This is a genomic window from Humiphilus diazotrophicus (assembly GCF_059726315.1).
This window is the reverse complement of sequence record NZ_AP040870.1, coordinates 496,170-510,258: the sequence shown is the minus strand read 5'-3', so window position 1 is coordinate 510,258 and position 14,089 is coordinate 496,170. Positions and strand designations below refer to the sequence as shown.

Here is a 14,089-nt window from a genome sequence, read left to right as displayed (position 1 = left end):
GTCCTTGGGACTTCGATTATAACCGTCCGATACCGAAATTGAAGACAAGAAGATGCCCGCTAACAATGCAACTCAATCGCTCAATAATGGAATGACTGTGTCGAGCAGACAGTGTCAATCAGAATAGGCACACATCGGCTGTCACTCAAGCTCATAGCTCCACCATTTGTGTGCCTGTAAAGTAAACGCCCATTCGCAAGTTCGAAAAAAACTGAAAACTCCGACTTAAGTCGGATTCCCCTGAGTGGTTCTGTCGAGGTATGGTTTGTTGCGGATTCGGATAACGTTTCCTTTCAACATGGAGGGAATAAGTACGATCAGGATTGATAACTCGAGGTGTGCCTAATAAGGACGCGCTGATCTATAGCTTTGCAGGGCCATAGAGATCCCGGGGTACCTAAGGAACAGGGAAGAGGAGTAGTTATTTCTCAAATATGAGAAAACGTTTACATGGTTGTCTGGACCTCTCGATCTTTCTCTCTGCTCGTAAACATCCGCTATTTCAGGCGGAGAAAGGCAATAATATGAACTTACGAGGCTTAACGCTTTTTCTGGCCATAGCATTGTGCTCGACTATGCTGCTAGGTCAGGAATTTACTGGGCGTGTGACTGATTCTGCGGGAGCTGTAGTGCCTAAAGCTCACATCATTGTTCATAACCAGAATACGGGAGTCGATATAACTACCACGACGACTGATTCGGGTGATTATACGGTGCCATATCTGAAGCCTGGCACCTATTCTGTGGGTGCCGAGGCTAAGGGGTTCTCCCGGGTAGAGAAGACCGATATCACCTTACAGGTGAGCCAGACGGCAGTGATCAATCTCGTCCTGAAGGTCGGTTCCGTATCGGAAACAGTTACCGTAAAAAGTGACGCTGCCTTGCTTGATTATGGTAAGGGAGATCATGGCGAGGTGGTTGAAAATACCCGCGTTACAGAGTTGCCTCTGAATGGGCGCGATCCCAATATGCTCTCCGTTCTTAATGCCGGTGTGGTTTGGAAAGGAAGCATTCAGTGGCAACGTCCCTTTGACGATACCATGCAAAATCTCTCCATCAATGGTGGTGGTGCGGGAAATAACGAATTATTGCTTGATGGCGTTTCGAATGAGTCCACTTGGCACAATAGCGGAACCAATTCGATGATCAGCTACGTTGCTCCTGTCGACTCGGTGCAGGAATTCAAGATCGTCACCAACGCCTACGATGCGCAGTATGGACGTGCAGCTGGTGGTGCCATTGACATGACACTGAAATCCGGCACGAACCGCATCCACGGCGATGTCTACGAATTTGCTCGACGTACCTACATGGATGCCAATACCTGGCAAAACAATTGGCTATTGTCTAAAGCAAAAGGAACCTCCAATTGGGAGAGTGCGAAGAAGAGTTATTCCAAAGCTCAGCAGAAACTGGATCAATACGGGGCGGAACTCGACGGGCCAGTTATTCTGCCGAAAATCTATGACGGGCGCGACAAAACCTTCTTCCTCCTTCAATACGAAAACTGGAATGAAGTAGTGCCGAATTCATTGGTGGCTTCGGTGCCCGATCCTGCCTGGATCAATGGTGATTTCAGCAACTTGACCTGGTACAACGGTAATCACTCCGCCTACGAACCGATGTACATCTATGATCCGCAGACTCTTCACAAAAATGCGAACGGGGACTATGTTCGCGATAAATTTCCCGGAAATAAAATTCCTGCCAGCCGTTTGAATCCCGTTGCGCAGAAGATCATGTCCCTCTATCCGAAGCCGAATACGACTCCGTCGAATGGAACTAACCTGTTTGCGAATAACTACTCAACTCCGAACCCGACAAAAGACCGTTATCGTAACGTTCTCGGAAAGATTGATGAGAATTTTACCGCGAGCGATCGTTTTTCTCTTCGTTATGGCTATTGGGAACGTGTTGAAACAAGAAGTACGAACGGTATGCCAGGCGTAATTGCGCATGGGCAGCTACCACATGGAGAACGCAGTCATACTTTCGCCACCCAGTGGACCCATACATTTAATCCTAATCTCCTCGCCGATTTTCGTGGCGTAATCAATGTCCGTACTGACTATAGCTTTTATGGCCCATCCACTTTCGATCAGACCAGTCTTGGCTGGTCCTCTTCCATGGTGAATGCCTTTGGCTATACAAAGAGCGTTTTCCCGTATATCCAGGCCAGCGAGTTTGCAGAAATAGGAGGGAATGCTCCGAATCAATCCGTCAGCAACTCGATGAGTCTATTTCCAAGTGTTACCTGGATTAAGAATAAGCACACCATTCACGCAGGAGTTGATTGGCGAGTGCTGCAATATGTTATCACCGCAAATGGTGGTGGTCCGTATTTCTGGGTAGACCGGCAATGGACACAGTCCAATTACATCGGTTCACAATGGACGCAGGATAGCGGAAATTCTTTCTCTTCCATGCTGCTTGGGACGATGACCTCCGGAAATATCGGTATCAACGCACAAGCTTTCTGGTCGCAGCATTACTATGCCCCTTTCATTCAAGACGATTGGAAGATTACTAAAAAGCTCACTCTTAATCTGGGGCTTCGCTGGGATCTGAATGAACCACAGACAGAGAGGTACAATCGTGCAGACTATGCCTTTGACACGGAAAGTACGAATCCTGTCGATAATTATGTGAATCATGCTTATATGCCGAATGGTTCATCGGTAAAAGGAGGTGTGCGATTCCTTGGTGTAAACGGGAGTCCTCGCTCTCTCTACGAGCTTGTAAAGACGAACATTCAACCACGTGTAGGGTTTGCCTATGCTGTGAATGATCGCACGGTTCTTCGTGGAGGCTTTGGGGAGATGTTCATGAACCCAACTCCAGGAGGGAACCTCACTGGATTCAGTGCCACCACTCAGTACGATGCATCTGACGATGGGGGCAAGACTCCCAATGTGAATCTGTCAAATCCTTTTCCCTCTGTTGTACAACCGACAGGTTCGGCTCTCGGAATGTTGACAAACCTTGGCCAAGGGCCATGGTTTTTGAATCCCAAATATAAAATTCCCAGCTATTGGAGCTACTCCGTCGGACTTCAGCGACAACTCCTTTCGCATGACACAATCGAGATCAGCTACGTTGGTAGTCGCAGTTATAACAACGACAGCTCAGACGACATCAATCATCAGAGCTCAGCTTACTATTCGAAGTGCAATGTAGAGCTGAGCGGCAATCCCAAGACCTGCAACGATGATTATCCGAACAATCCCTTCTATCAGGTGGATGCCTTTAAGGGAACAAGCTACTACAGTGCAAAGACGATTCAGGGGGGTAACTTTACGCGGCCATTCCCGGCTTTCACTGGCATAACGGAATGGCAATTGAATGATGGCCGCAGTTGGTATAACTCACTGCAAGTAACGGGCATGCATAAATGGAACGATACTTTGACCTTCCATGGAACCTGGACATGGAGCAAAGCCATGAAGGCCGGTGGTTGGGCTGACAATGTTTACCGTGTCCACTCACGTACCCTGGACGGGGATGATCGGACACATCGCGTAACCATCTCAGGGGTATATCTTCTCCCTGTAGGACGGGGGCGCAAGCTCCTCTCTGGTGCAAATCGGTGGGTAGACTCGGCTCTGGGAGGATGGGAACTGGCTGGATTATATGTCTATGAAACAGGTTGGCCATGGGGAGTGCCTGATAATCCCAATGAACGTTACGTACACAATGCCTGGGTTCCTCGACATATTGAAAAGGGTACGGGATATATTCGCGGAGTTGCTGCTTGTGTATCGCAGTGGAAGCAGGACAACAATACGGGAACATGGTCGATTCAACCCATGTCCTACAATTATTCGGGGACTTGTAGTCAACCCGATTTTCTTGTACAGCCGCAGTATGGAGCTTTAACCAATACCGTCTATACCGGAATTCGTGTTCCCAACTATCATCAGTTCGATACCAATCTATCGAAAAACTTTACTATCGTTGAGGGCTTAAAACTTCAGTTCCGGTTGGAAGCCTTTAATGCTCTGAATCATCCTCTCTGGCAGATGAAGTACACTGGCAGCGCCAATGACACTAACTTTGGCACAATTCAGCGCGGTCCTTCGGGGCAGAGCAATTTGCCTCGTGAGTTACAGTTGGCCTTAAAGCTCATGTGGTAGGTTAACTATCCCTTCTGCGCTGGGTGCAAACAATGCATTCAGCGCAGAAGGTTAAAACTGCCAAAGGCATAAACTAGTATGGTGCAGCGTAAATTGTAAATATTGTCTAATGAAATACAGAGCAGAAGAAAGTCGATGATTTGTCAAAGATTTATATATTAAGCAGATCTACATCGTTAATTTTGTTCTACTGTCCTTGATGTACTCGGAGTGAGGGACGGATGCGATTGGCTTGGCTCTTAATGTTTTGTGCCTGGATTCCGTTGCAGGCGGCAAACACTTTCTATGTAGACTCGGTCCAGGGGCGAGATGAGAATTCCGGGCAGTCAATAACTGCTCCGTGGAAGACGCTGGAGCGAGTCAATCAGGCAGAATTCCATCCTGGTGACCGCATTCTCTTAAAGAGTGGATCACGTTGGCAAGGTCAGCTCGTTCCCAAGGGTTCAGGTTCTCCTGGCCGTCCGCTTGTGGTTGATAGTTATGGAGGAACTGCCTTCCCTCGAATTGATGGGATGGGGAGGGTGGACGATGTTGTTTGGCTCTATAACATTCAACAAATCGAGATCCACCATCTTGAAATTACAAATCAGAATAGTCTCTCAGCTGTGCGGCGTGGAGTACATGTTGTTCTAGACAACTTTGGAACAGCAAAACACATTGTTCTTTCCGGCTTGTATATCCACGATGTGAATGGAACAAATCAGATCAAGGACAATGGCGGCATCATCTTTCGTACAAAAGGAGAGAAGAAGCCGTCCCGTTTCGATGGTTTGCTTATCGAGAAAAACATTATCTGGAAAGTCGACCGTTCTGGAATTGCTGCGGACAGCTTTCACGCATCGAGAGAGCACTGGTTTCCAAGTCTGGGTGTCATTATCCAGGACAACTATGTTGCGGATGTCAGCGGTGATGGGATTGTTCCCTGGGCGACAGATGGAGCAGTGGTTGAGCACAACATTGTTCGAGATTGCAATCAGAGCTCCGGAGTATATAACGCTGGCATCTGGCCTTGGAGTACTGATAATACCCTTATTCGCTGGAATGAAGCTTTCCTGACGCACACCACCCGAGATGGGCAGGGCTTTGACTCCGATTTCAATTCGCGAAACTCTCTGTTTGAGTTCAACTACAGTCACGATAATGACGGCGGGTTCATCTTGATTTGTAGCCCCGGAGATGCGGATCCATCAAAAAACATCGGAAATACAGGGACGGTTGTTCGCTACAACATTAGCCGCAACGACCATTCCCGTATTGTCAATCTAAGTGGAGCGGTAAAACAGACACTCTTTGAGAGGAACGCAATTTATATTGCTCCAGAGGATGATGTTCAGCTGTTAGTGAGTGACTGGAATGGGTGGCCATCCGGAGCAACCTTCAGGGGAAATAGCTTTTACATCCAGGGTAATGTGCACTTTGGGCACGCACTTTCACGAAAGGACGACGGCAGCTACCTCATTGCTTCTGGGTGGAAACCGGCGACAAGCATTGTCTTTGAAGGAAATGAATACTTCGGCAGCTGGGCCGATCCGCCCCAGGGGGAACTTGCTGTTGCCCGGAAATTTGTTGTTTCTTCGAAGCTGAATTGGGCTGAGCCGAGCTTTGAACCAAACAGACCTGATACCTATGAGAGTTTTCTGGAGGCTCACCGTAAGTGGATGATCGAACTCTTTCAAACACAATTTGGCGAGATCCGTGCGCTATCTCTTTCTGCCCGGAAACTTCGGCACTAGGGGAATCGATGATGCTCTGTAAGACATACCGACAGACGTGAGAGGTATGGTTCTGACGGTTTTGCTTTACGTTACTGGAGAGGTGGGCAACTCTGTTTAGGAATTCCCACTTGGTTTCTGCTGGTTGATCGCATGCCTTTGAGTTCGGCGGATCGCTTCAAGTGAACGCTTAATTGGTCACAACGCAGGCGGAGCACTCTTGTCTGCTGGATGAGCTTGTCCGCTAGAAGCTGTGTGTGATGCAGATGGTCAAGACGTTCTAGAGCAGTGGACTGAATGGCTAACGTATCGGCTTGGGGAGCGGGCTGGGTCTTGGTAGATTGTAGCCATGTATCCAACTCATTGGGAAAGGCAATAACTGCGCTACGCTCCTTTCCCGCAGGGCGATGTACAGGCATACCGAAGGATGTTTCCCAGCGCTGGGCTGTACGGACGCCTCGGCCTAGATAGCTAGAGATTTCTTTCCACGAATTGAGAATATGAGTGGCGAGCATGTTGGGGGTACTTTCTTGGGGGAAGTGTTTAAAATCACAATTTATATTAGCTGGGAATATCTCGCGTGGTATCGGCAATTTCAGCTTCACGGTCATTTTTCTCCCACTCCTCGAGTAAGTCTCGAAGGACCTTGGCGTGTTGGGATCGCCTATGGGCGCTCTCTTTATAAAGCCTGGCAGCATGTGCTCGGTCGCTAAACTCAGCACGTTCGGCGAGTTTCCTGCTTATAGTGGATCCTTCCTCCAGTGACCGGACCGCGGCCCAAAGTGCGCGTTCTAGTTCGTCACTTTGTGCTTGTAGAATGCCATGAATTGTAAAAGAGTGCCCGATCTGACATTCAAAGTGTGTTCCAATTTCGGTTTTTATCTCATAAATTACTCCGTGACATTCGGGACAGGTAATCGTTGTCGGTGTAGAAATTCGTTCGCAAGGCGGAGAAGGATTGATTCCAGCCTGAGGTGATTTACAGATTTGGCTAAGGTGGGGCCCGATCTGAGCGAGAGGAAGACATGCATCGGGTCGGATTTTTCGCAAGGCATGACGAGGCATGGAGGGGACTAGTGCATCATTCGGGTCTTGGACGATGGTATAACCACCCGCATTCTGTATAGCAGCTAAGCCTTCGCTTCCATCGTCGAGAAAACCGGTGAGGACAACTCCTATCACTCTTTTGCCGAGGTATTGAGCTGCAGATTTAAAGAGAGGGTCTATGCCAGGTCGATAACGATTGTGCTTAGGAGATTGCGATAGCACGACCTTAGTTTTGTTCACCAAAAGATGTTTGTCGGGAGGTGCTACGTAGATGTGGCCCATTCGAATAGGCTCTCCATTTCCGGGAAAGCTTGTAGGGAGGCTTGTATATCGTGCGAGGATGGGAGCCAACAATCCCGTTCCGCCAGGAGCAAGATGCAAGACAATAAAAACGGCGGCTGGCAGGTCGTTCGGGAGGCTAGATACCAGAGTGGTAAGGGCTTCCACTCCACCAGCTGAGGCCCCGATCACGACAATATCGCGTGTCTCTGGTCTGTCAGCGTCCGGTGATGTATGGACGGCCATCTATAAGTTTTGATGCCGAAGACGTTATCGTGACTGTAAAGAGTTCTCCCAGGAGAATACCGTATATGCAATAGTTCGAGGGATGTTCAATGGAGATCTTCAGCTGCATCAAGTTTCTCCCTTAGAAATTAGCATGTGAAATAGCTCCGCGAGAAAACGGAGAGCCTGGTTGCTGGTAAATTGTTGAATTAGAATAACTTTGGGAGTGCTGGTACGGGATGGCCGAATCGCTCAATCTACAGCAGTTTTTGGATATTTTGGCGGACGAGTTCGGTATCGACCTCCGCGGCTATAAACACTCTACGCTCCAGCGCCGTATTGAGAAACGCATGGTCCAGATAGGTATTTCAAACTACGAAAACTATCTGATGTTTTTGCGCACGAAGCCAGATGAAAAGTTTGATTTACTGGGCACTATCCTGATTAACGTTACAGAGTTCTTTCGTGATCCGCAGGCATGGGATGCCATTTCTCAGGATGTACTACCGTTGTTGTTGTCCAAAAAGCGGCAGGGAGATCCTTTCAGAGCCTGGGTGGCGGGTTGTGCGAGTGGAGAGGAGGCTTATTCTTTAGCCATTCTTCTTGCCGAGCAATTGGGAGCGGACTTTTCTCAGTACGACATCAAGATCTACGCAACCGATGTGGATGAGGAGGCGCTCATTACGGCACGGAGGGGCGAGTATTCAGCCGAGCGGTTACGTTTGCTTCGGCCTGAATGGAGATCCAAATATTTCTTCGGCGTGAAGCCAATGCGGGTTACCCGCGATATCCGCAAAATGGTTATCTTTGGGCGAAGCGATCTTATCCATGACGCCCCGATTTCTCACGTAGAATTGCTCATCTGCAGAAATGTCCTGATTTACTTTGATGCTCTGACTCAAAAACACATCTTCAGTCGGCTTCATTATGCTTTGGAGGATCGTGGTGTTCTCTTCCTGGGAAAGGCCGAATCTAAACTGACTGATTCGACGTTGTTTACGCCAATTAACGCAAGGTGGCGTATCTTTCGTCGAAATAGTGTTTCCATGCCGGAAGTAGGTCCCCAAAATTACGAGGATAAAATGGCGCAGTCGGACGATGCCGAAAATCAGGAACTCTCACTTCTCCGGCTCTATCATCGAAGCGTCTTGGAGGTACTGGAACCCGGGATCATCATGTTGGATTCGACTGACAAGGTACTGGAGGAAAATGAATCTTCAAGCAAGCTTTGGGGGATAGCTTCGGGTACGCTGCGTAACAAATATCTTCGTGATACTGCTATCGCTCGAAAGTGTCCCGAATTGCCGGTCCGGATACAGGAGAGCCATCAGCATGATAGCCGAATTCGCTTTCAGTGCAGACTCGATCAGGACAGTAATGGCAGAACACTTGAGATAACATTGCGTCCGGTGATTGGAGATCGTCGAACCCGGGTTGGAACCTTACTTTATGTTGAAGATATAAGCATGAGGGAAAAGCTTCAGCATACGGTTGAGCAGCTCGAGGCCACCAGCGAAGAGCTTCAATCGGCAAATGAAGAGCTAGAGACGACAAACGAAGAGCTTCAGTCAACGAATGAGGAATTGGAAACTACGAACGAGGAACTCCAATCACTCAATGAAGAGTTAGAGACTACGAATGAAGAGCTCCAATCCTTAAATGAAGAATTGGAGAACATGAATGAGGAACTTGAGTTTCGTACCAGGGAGCTAGATGCCCTTAATGGACGGTATGTTAATACCTTGGAACAGATGCCTTGGGCCGTGGCTCTGGTCGAGGATTCGGGTCGGATTCAGTTTTGGAATTCTGCAGCAGAACGGCTCTTTAAACTTTCCGCTTCGGCGATGATCGGGTTGGAGTTGAATCAGATTCCGATTCAAGAACGATTGCGTCAGATGCTGCACCGCAGATTCCGGATGGTGTTGGAGAAGTCGAAGCCAGTTGTTCTAAAGAATCAGCAACTTATCGTTGGGCGAACAATACACGTTCTTCAGATTCACTTTACATTGGTGGAAAGGGAAGAGACACCGAGAAGTGTGCTGATTATGTTTGGTCCTTTTCAGCTGCAGTTTCCTTCAGGAAAGAAGAAGTCAGATCCTCAGCATCTCCTTCCTGCTCCGAAGGCATTGCTCTCGGATTCTGGAAAGAGAGATTCCGCAAATTCCGGGCGGACTACTCCTGACGGTGAGCGGAAAGCAGTTTCTCTTTCAAAAAAACGCAAAGGCCAATAAACATTGGCTGTTTCCTAGCGGAGAAGATTAGGTCGTTTGTGCGAGTTTATGAACGGCCTCGATTACTGCGTCCGGTCCATCCTCCTCCACGACCACGCTGTGAAAGAGCATAACCTCGAAATCGAGATTAATTCTTTGGCTAACGAGAAGAAGCCGAGTTTCAGGGCTATAGCGGCGGAAGCTAGCCGCTATCTGCACTCGCTCCAGCGAGCTGAGCGATTCGCAAAAGATAGAAACCGTAATTTGCGCTCTTCTGCTTTCTTGAATTGCAATTTCAGGTGTAATCGGAATGACCTTATACCCTGCCTCTTCCAGATAGGTTTGACGCTTATGCGGGTGATCAGAGTCGTGTCCTATCAGATAGATGTATTCAGGTTTTCGTGCAAGCGCCGGAACAGGACGGCAGCCAAAAGGACGTTTGGCAAAAGGGAGGAAGTTTCCATTGATCGTGCCGTGCACCTGTCGGGAGGTAGAGCGGCAAATCTCTGTGGATTCCTTTCGCTCTTTTGGCCGTTGCGTCGTTTGACTGCGGGCTGTAAAGTTCGCAGTATCGAGAGGATATTCCATCAGATCTTCTCCGCTGTTTCGCTATCGTGTACTTTTCCCTTGCAAAGATGTCATCGTAAGGCACCGTGGACGTACTTTGACAGTGGATGGCATAACTTGACGCTCCGGCGAGAATGATCAACGCCGGTAGGTTTGGGATGAGAGCGTCCTTGTCGCAGCCAAGAATAGGGGAAGTATTGTGAAGTGTGGAAGGTTTATATGAAAGACCTTCATCAGGACTACTGGGCGAGAGGTGTTGAGTTCCTTCTGATAGAACTCGATCTCGGGCTAACGTTCAGCAGTATTGCGTTGTCGAGGAAAGATGAGGGACAGCGAATACGTAATATGCGGAATGCAAGGGCAAGTTATGATGCGGTAATGCGTTTCCTGCCCTTGGTTCGTTTGACGAAGGCGGAAGCTTTATCTATTGAACAGAAATCTGCGCTGCTGCAACAGCGGCTGGCTCGCATCAGGGCTTTGCTTGACGACAATGGCGCACCCCAGAGGCAGAGCTCTATTTAGGGAAAATATCTCTGTCTCATGCGACTTGAGCGGTGGACCTTTCGGCACTGAAACGAAGTTTTGCAAGAAAGCCCTGTGTCTCGGGAATCACTTCTTCTGTTTCTGCCATTTGAATTGTGAAAGCTCCTCGTCCCGCTCGCCGCACCAGAATCTCAGAAAGATCATTGAAACGGTGGCCCGGCCTGCTACAGAGTGAACAGGTAGAGGGACGTCCCATATCTATGTGGTTACAGGCTGTGCACACGCTGGCCGCAACTGGCATATGTGGTCCTATCACGATGGTTTGGGCTTCTCCTTGTTCGAGGGCCCGAATTACCTCTCGCGGTCCGACAGCTTCTCTGGCATTACGGGCGGCTCTTCCTGCAGCATCTTCTATGATTTCGAGGAGGTGTTCTTTCCTTCCTTCTTTGACCAGGGGCCCCACTAATTCGACTGTCTCCTGGACAGAAATGAGACCGGGGAGAAGCGGTGCGAGAATAAAGGAATTTCCGATAGATGCTTGCGGTTGGACCGAATAAGGCAGTTCGATTTCTTCCCAAAAATCGGATGGACCTGCAAAGATGGCTAGCCCTGCAGCTGAGGCTGTGCGGAGATCGTTTGCCTTTTGCTCTAGCCGCTCGATGATATTACGTAGTTCAGGTGATGAATCTTTACGGCCAATGTTGCGTACCAACTCCTTAGCTGTGATCACACCTGTACCATGAGCTAGATTCTGAGGATGAGCTTCCGAAAAATAGAAGCTCACTCCATTCCCTTCATCGAACCAATAGTCAGCTAGTGAGTTCATGAGTGTGGTGTCTAGCATAAGTAAGCCTCAATTGTAGAGAAGATTAGGGCAGGCGTTGGATTGTCCACCGCGCCTCTGTCATGTGATGCAAACATGTCCATGATTCGGCTTTGGTGTGTGGATGCTCCTCCTGAAGAGACAATCGGCAACCAGCCGGACTAGAGCTCCCTTTCCAACGGGAAAGAGGTACAGAGTTTATGAGCGGATTTCTAAACAATGCGAATAAGAAGAGCATCATATCAAGCCTGCAAAAAGCGGCAAAGAAATACCTCGTCTCCCGAGGGGAAAACAAATAAAAGCAACATGATGCCTTTAAATGCACCTGGTCATTCCAAATCCCATGCTGTTAATCTGGCCCCGAAAGGTTCTTCTCTCATTAAACCCGCAGGCAATTTGCGCAGGTCTTCAAGTCCAGACCCAAGATGCCAACCGTAGTAGAGATCAATTCCTTTCGTTATAGAGGATGCGACCCGTTTCTGTGTCCTTGGTTGATCTAGGTCCGCTTCTGGAAAGTCGAGAAAGGAGTTTTAGGCTGCCGACGAGAGTTGGTCGATTGCTTTACAGAGAGCTTTCAATCCATCCTCTGCACGGACAACCGAATGAAAAAGAACGGATTCTGAACGAAAGTTGTCTCCATGTGTGAGAAGGATCAGGCGATTTCCCGGCGTGTAGCGGCGAAGACGTGTCGCTATGAATAGACATTCTTCAGACCCAAGCGTGTGGCAGAAAAGTGAGATTGTGTCTGGCACTGTAAGGTTTTTAAGTAGAAGGGTCTCTATGGTAGAAGAATGTACCAGATATCCTGTCCTGCGCAGTGCCCATTCACGTTCTACTAACAGCTTGATATCTCGTCCAAGCGAAAACAGAGAGACAGGTTCTGCCGACAGAAAGGAGGATCGTTTGCCCTGATTGCTCCTGGTTGTAAAGGGAAGAATGCGCTCTGAATTCATCTGTTTGTCCGGTTTGTTTAGTAAAAGTGATGGCTGCAGCGAAGCAATTTAGATCCAAAAGTAAGTAAATTGCTCACAGATCTTTCATCGTATGCGAGATGCCAGACAGAACAAGCGCCAAGGTACGCCATACAGGCAAAACTTCATCGTGGGATTTAAGTGAGAGATAACTGCACTATCGCTAATTCGTTACTAGATGAGGAGGCGGTGAAGAGCAGGGAATAGGCCTCTGCTGGCGTTGTGTTTGGTTGTAGTGTCCAAGAAAGTTATAATCGATTTCGCATTGACGGATGCCTGTGTAGGCCCCGGGCCGGATCCGATGCTTCATGGCTGGCAATTGCGCCCGTTGTTCTCGCCTTGCCATATCGAGGTAATGTGCGAGAGCCTCTTCAGTCTTCTTATATGTATCTGTGTCTGGTTCGATACCCTGAAGTATTCCGGAAAGATTATCTGCTTCTATCAACTGCTCATTGAGAAATTGCGATAGATCGTATTTCTTCTGTCTTACTTTGATATCAAAATTGAAATGTTGCGGATTTACTCGGCCATTGTGTAAGGCAGAGACAAATCGCATGGATGCGACGGTCATCGCCAAATCAAAATCTACACGTGCATCGATCTTCTGGTCTCGGGATCCGGTTTTGAGCTTCAAGACCCGAGCCGGCCATCGTGAACTATCGTAATCTTCAGGAAGCAGGTCCTTGGAAGCGCTGCCTTGGAATGCCTGAATCATCTCCATTGCCTGGCTCTTCGGAGGTGCAAGTCATCGTGTGTTGGTCGATTTCTGCGGATCATTCATTCCGATTCGAGATCTGGAATCATTACCTCTTTGAGATTCGTACTGAAGGTTTGTTCCTGCGTTTGAGACCCCTGTCTGGATGCTGATTCTTCTCCATTCGGCCGATGGATTCTGCGGCCATAGAGTTCTTTAGGCCACTGCTCCAGAAGGTGGCATGCCTCCCTATATCCGTGTAGGGTTCCAACGTCGACATAGGCTTGTCCGGCACGTACGCCAACTGCGCGTCCTCCTTGTGCGAGATACGCGTTTACCAGTGTGCCGAAATATTCATCATGTCGCTCCGGGCGCTGCCATAGCCCATATAGCTCCCGGTAGACAGTTCCCGGCATCTTGAATGCGCCCCATATCCAATGTGTCTGTGCGTTTTTTTGTTTTACCTGTACTTCAGATACAAAGCCTTCATCGTTAGTGACTACGGCATCGAAAAACTCCGGATGAGAAACAGGGAACAAAAGAAATGACAAAACATCATCAGGCAATTGTGCAATGCCATCTTCAGGAAACCAGACTGTGTCAGGCAGACCTACAACGACAGGTTCATCGGGAGGAACAACGGTGGTAGCTCGGAAGATTGCATCGCAGAATCCTCTCGGTCCTGGTTGGACGACATATACAATATCCGCACCGCAAACACCTGAGGAGTAGTATTCCAGGACATCCGATTTTCTGGGTGAGATTACAAAGCAAAGCTTGGTTGCTCCGCCTTCTACCATTCTTTCAATCAAGTATTCGCTTACTGCTCGCGGTCTTACGGTGTCTCCTTCCAGTCGGCTTCCAACTGGCAAGAGCTCCTTGGAAAAGGCTAAAGGTTGGATTCGGCTGCCTGCACCTGCAATTGGAATGATTCCCCACATAAAC

Annotated in this window: 11 protein-coding genes and 1 pseudogene; 4 read left to right on the top strand and 8 right to left on the bottom strand. The window is 48.5% G+C overall.

Features of this window, described 5'->3' with window-relative positions; all coding sequences use genetic code 11:
• Nucleotides 1-434: 434 nt before the first annotated feature.
• Entirely contained in the window at nucleotides 435-4,133 is a 3,699-nt protein-coding gene (locus tag AC6I7T_RS03840; protein ID WP_497791985.1) for a TonB-dependent receptor, read from the top strand.
• Nucleotides 4,134-4,354: 221 nt separating this feature from the next.
• Nucleotides 4,355-5,866 carry a right-handed parallel beta-helix repeat-containing protein gene (locus AC6I7T_RS03835; protein WP_497791984.1) on the top strand — a complete coding sequence of 504 codons (1,512 nt, stop codon included), beginning with the start codon at nucleotides 4,355-4,357 and terminating at the stop codon, nucleotides 5,864-5,866.
• A gap of 71 nt (nucleotides 5,867-5,937) precedes the next feature.
• On the opposite strand, the gene AC6I7T_RS03830 is transcribed toward AC6I7T_RS03835, so the two are convergent.
• The 3 genes from AC6I7T_RS03830 to AC6I7T_RS03820 all read right to left on the bottom strand — a co-directional run bounded on the left by AC6I7T_RS03830 (nucleotide 5,938) and on the right by AC6I7T_RS03820 (nucleotide 7,526).
• On the bottom strand, nucleotides 5,938-6,264 hold the full coding sequence (locus tag AC6I7T_RS03830) for a hypothetical protein (RefSeq protein WP_497791983.1): 327 nt from the start codon (nucleotides 6,262-6,264) through the stop codon (nucleotides 5,938-5,940).
• 142 nt (nucleotides 6,265-6,406) lie between these two features.
• A complete protein-coding gene (locus tag AC6I7T_RS03825; protein ID WP_497791982.1) occupies nucleotides 6,407-7,417 on the bottom strand; it encodes a chemotaxis protein CheB in 1,011 nt (336 codons plus the stop codon).
• Nucleotides 7,389-7,526: a hypothetical protein gene (locus AC6I7T_RS03820; protein ID WP_497791981.1), complete on the bottom strand. Its 138-nt coding sequence runs from the start codon at nucleotides 7,524-7,526 to the stop codon at nucleotides 7,389-7,391. Before AC6I7T_RS03820 ends, AC6I7T_RS03825 begins: the two co-directional genes overlap by 29 nt.
• Nucleotides 7,527-7,635: 109 nt before the next feature.
• Between AC6I7T_RS03820 and AC6I7T_RS03815 the strand changes: the two genes are divergently transcribed.
• Nucleotides 7,636-9,627: a CheR family methyltransferase gene (locus AC6I7T_RS03815; RefSeq protein ID WP_497791980.1), complete on the top strand. Its 1,992-nt coding sequence runs from the start codon at nucleotides 7,636-7,638 to the stop codon at nucleotides 9,625-9,627.
• A gap of 27 nt (nucleotides 9,628-9,654) precedes the next feature.
• Here AC6I7T_RS03815 and AC6I7T_RS03810 read toward each other — a convergent pair whose 3' ends face one another.
• Entirely contained in the window at nucleotides 9,655-10,194 is a 540-nt protein-coding gene (locus AC6I7T_RS03810) for a hypothetical protein (RefSeq protein WP_497791979.1), read from the bottom strand.
• Nucleotides 10,195-10,392: 198 nt separating this feature from the next.
• Here AC6I7T_RS03810 and AC6I7T_RS03805 point away from each other — a divergent pair, with 198 nt between their 5' ends.
• A complete protein-coding gene (locus AC6I7T_RS03805) occupies nucleotides 10,393-10,695 on the top strand; it encodes a hypothetical protein (RefSeq protein WP_497791978.1) in 303 nt (100 codons plus the stop codon).
• 16 nt (nucleotides 10,696-10,711) lie between these two features.
• Here AC6I7T_RS03805 and AC6I7T_RS03800 read toward each other — a convergent pair whose 3' ends face one another.
• From AC6I7T_RS03800 to AC6I7T_RS03785, 4 genes and pseudogenes are all read right to left on the bottom strand, one after another.
• A complete protein-coding gene (locus AC6I7T_RS03800; RefSeq protein ID WP_497791977.1) occupies nucleotides 10,712-11,500 on the bottom strand; it encodes a hypothetical protein in 789 nt (262 codons plus the stop codon).
• Between the two features lie 509 nt (nucleotides 11,501-12,009).
• The gene (locus AC6I7T_RS03795; protein ID WP_497791976.1) at nucleotides 12,010-12,432 is read right to left on the bottom strand and encodes a hypothetical protein; all 423 of its coding nucleotides are present in this window, start codon (nucleotides 12,430-12,432) and stop codon (nucleotides 12,010-12,012) included.
• A gap of 181 nt (nucleotides 12,433-12,613) precedes the next feature.
• A pseudogene (locus AC6I7T_RS03790) lies at nucleotides 12,614-13,174 on the bottom strand (L,D-transpeptidase scaffold domain-containing protein); the annotation flags it as partial.
• Between the two features lie 53 nt (nucleotides 13,175-13,227).
• Nucleotides 13,228-14,085 carry a sugar phosphate nucleotidyltransferase gene (locus AC6I7T_RS03785; RefSeq protein ID WP_497794553.1) on the bottom strand — a complete coding sequence of 286 codons (858 nt, stop codon included), beginning with the start codon at nucleotides 14,083-14,085 and terminating at the stop codon, nucleotides 13,228-13,230.
• Nucleotides 14,086-14,089 lie beyond the last annotated feature (4 nt).

Coding starts and splice junctions, on each gene's coding strand:
- AC6I7T_RS03800 (WP_497791977.1), bottom strand. CDS start 11,500: ATGCTAGACACCACACTCATGAACTCACTAGCTGACTATTGGTTCGAT.
- AC6I7T_RS03835 (WP_497791984.1), top strand. CDS start 4,355: ATGCGATTGGCTTGGCTCTTAATGTTTTGTGCCTGGATTCCGTTGCAG.
- AC6I7T_RS03815 (WP_497791980.1), top strand. CDS start 7,636: ATGGCCGAATCGCTCAATCTACAGCAGTTTTTGGATATTTTGGCGGAC.
- AC6I7T_RS03830 (WP_497791983.1), bottom strand. CDS start 6,264: ATGCCTGTACATCGCCCTGCGGGAAAGGAGCGTAGCGCAGTTATTGCC.
- AC6I7T_RS03820 (WP_497791981.1), bottom strand. CDS start 7,526: ATGCAGCTGAAGATCTCCATTGAACATCCCTCGAACTATTGCATATAC.
- AC6I7T_RS03825 (WP_497791982.1), bottom strand. CDS start 7,417: ATGGCCGTCCATACATCACCGGACGCTGACAGACCAGAGACACGCGAT.
- AC6I7T_RS03810 (WP_497791979.1), bottom strand. CDS start 10,194: ATGGAATATCCTCTCGATACTGCGAACTTTACAGCCCGCAGTCAAACG.
- AC6I7T_RS03795 (WP_497791976.1), bottom strand. CDS start 12,432: ATGAATTCAGAGCGCATTCTTCCCTTTACAACCAGGAGCAATCAGGGC.
- AC6I7T_RS03785 (WP_497794553.1), bottom strand. CDS start 14,085: ATGTGGGGAATCATTCCAATTGCAGGTGCAGGCAGCCGAATCCAACCT.
- AC6I7T_RS03805 (WP_497791978.1), top strand. CDS start 10,393: ATGAAAGACCTTCATCAGGACTACTGGGCGAGAGGTGTTGAGTTCCTT.
- AC6I7T_RS03840 (WP_497791985.1), top strand. CDS start 435: ATGAGAAAACGTTTACATGGTTGTCTGGACCTCTCGATCTTTCTCTCT.